Genomic DNA, 2,230 nt, shown 5'->3' on the forward strand with positions numbered 1-2,230 from the left:
AGGCTCATCGGCGGCGGCGGCAAGGACCGGCTCGATGGTGGCGCCGGCAACGACAAGATGAAAGGCGGCGGCGGTGCTGACACCTTCATCTTTGATCTCGGCAACGACAAGCTCGTCGGCGGCGGTGGGCGCGACACGGTCGAGTTCGACGGCGCTTTCGGCGACTACGACGTGAGCTTCGGCAAGAAGGTGGTCGTGACCTTCGAGGACGATCGCGACGTGCTGATTGGTATGGAGCAGCTGGTGTTCGGTGACCACACTACCTTTGCCCGTCAGGGGGGCGAGTGGGTCGAACTCTGATCTCGTTTAGGTAGGTTGGGCGCACCCAAGAACTCGGCGCCTGCCCAGCTGTCAGAAGCCCGCCGCCACTGCTCGATGGCCGGCGGGCTTATTCCAATTAATTGCTCCGAGAGCCAATCCCCGATGTCTGGCAGGCAGTAGCAGGCACCGCTTTGCAAGGGACACAAGGGTAGTGTTTGAATAGCCCCGTGTCTTGTGGACGCCTTCTTCGCTAATTTTGAGGCAAGGAGGCCATGATGAGCAGCAGCAAGTTCAGCGATGAGTTCAAGCGGGACGCGGTCGCGCAGATCACCGAGCGAGGCTACCCGGTCAGGGAAGTGTCGGAGCGGCTCGGGGTCAGCCCGTATTCGCTCTACGCCTGGAAGAAGAAGTTCGCGAAGGCGTCATCTGGAGAGGCGGAGAAGGACACCGAGATCCGGCGCCTGAAGAAGGAGCTGGCGAGGGTGTCGGAGGAGCGTGACATTCTAAAAAAGGGTCGCCATTGGGGCGCCATTGATGGAGTGGATGGCTCCCGTTCCCGGCATCGCAATGTGCCACATTGGGTGCTGTCATGCTGAACCCATGAAGGGAGCCATCCATGGAACAGCCTATCACGATCGGCGTCGATCTCGCCAAATCGGTCTTCCAGCTTCACGGCGTCGATGCCGAGGGCGCGGTCGTTCTCAGGCGACAGTTGCGGCGCAGCCAGATGCTCCCGTTCTTTCAGAACCTGCCCCCCTGCCTCGTCGGCATGGAAGCCTGCGCCGGGTCCCATCACTGGGCCCGCGCCCTTGGCCGGTTCGGCCATGATGTTCGCCTGATGCCACCGTCCCAGGTCAAGCCGTATGTCCGGCGCGGCAAGACGGACCGAGCCGACGCGGCCGCGATCTGCGAGGCGGTCACACGGCCCTCGATGCGCTTCGTTCCGGTGAAAAGCGAGAAGACGCAGGCGCTGCTGCTCTGCCACAAGGCTCACGAGTTCCTGGTCCGTCAGCTCACGCAGGTCACCAATGCCATCCGAGCCCATCTGGGCGAGTTCGGCATCGTCGCGGCCAAGGGCGTTCACAACATCGGCCGGCTGCTGGAGGCCGGAGAACGCGCCCATCCCCCGGCTACTGCGCGGCGGCCACTCCGCCTGCTGGCCGATCAGTTTTTCCAAACCCAGGAGAAGATCGGCGAGCTGACCCGGGAGATCCGCCGAGAAGCCGAGGCCAGCGCGCCGGCCAAGAGGCTACAGACCGTCCCCGGCGTCGGCCCGATCACCGCAACCGCACTGGTGGCGACCCTGCCGGACGTCACGGGCTTCCGGACCTCGCGCGATCTGTCTGCCTGGCTCGGTTTGACGCCAAAGCCGCATTCGAGCGGCGGCAAGGAACGGTTGGGACGCATTTCGAAGATGGGCAACCGCTACCTGCGCCGCCTGCTGTATCTCGGCGCCATGGGTGTCATTGCGTCCCGCCGACGCGAGCAGCCCGGCGAGGATTGGCTGTGGCGGATCTTGCAACGGAAGACTGCGAAGCAGGCCGCCATTGCCTTGGCCAACCGCATGGCCCGGATCGTCTGGGCGCTCTTGAGAAACGGGACGGAATACGAGGCCATGCGCGCAGCCTGAGAGCTACGAGGCCTTTTGCCTTGGACGAAATGGTGAGGTGCAAGGTGGCACGATGGCCAACTGAGGGACATATCGCCGAGACACCCAGTTCGGACCGAAGCGCCATCGAGCGCGTGCCATTGATCGGGATCCAAGGCGAGACGCGGAGTTTCATCAGGGCGCGCAGCCTTCGAGCTGCAATCTCGACGCCGAATAAATGGCCGCAACCGACCAGTCGCCGAAAGGCCATGAAAGCCCTTGCCACGCGGGAGCCATCCATAAATGGTCCGAGCGACAATGGCGACGCGTATTTCGCCAGGGATGCAAAGTGAGATACGCGTTCGTGGCCGAGCATCGCAG

The 2,230-nt window shown here is 63.4% G+C and carries 2 protein-coding genes and 1 pseudogene; all 3 read left to right on the forward strand.

What is annotated here, in order from left to right; genetic code table 11:
- The coding region (locus O4G76_RS19780) for a calcium-binding protein (RefSeq protein ID WP_373568054.1) at positions 1–300 on the forward strand (300 nt) is incomplete at its 5' end.
- Positions 301–533: 233 nt separating this feature from the next.
- Positions 534–785: pseudogene (locus O4G76_RS19785) on the forward strand (transposase); the annotation flags it as partial.
- Between the two features lie 92 nt (positions 786–877).
- Positions 878–1,891: an IS110 family transposase gene (locus tag O4G76_RS19790; RefSeq protein ID WP_269398872.1), complete on the forward strand. Its 1,014-nt coding sequence runs from the start codon at positions 878–880 to the stop codon at positions 1,889–1,891.
- The last annotated feature ends 339 nt before the right edge of the window (positions 1,892–2,230 follow it).

The organism is Limimaricola sp. G21655-S1, assembly GCF_027213785.1.
Taxonomy (GTDB): domain Bacteria; phylum Pseudomonadota; class Alphaproteobacteria; order Rhodobacterales; family Rhodobacteraceae; genus Limimaricola.

What these genes read in the sequence shown, in the direction of transcription:
- O4G76_RS19790 (WP_269398872.1), top strand. Translation starts at nt 878, where the DNA reads ATGGAACAGCCTATCACGATCGGCGTCGATCTCGCCAAATCGGTCTTC.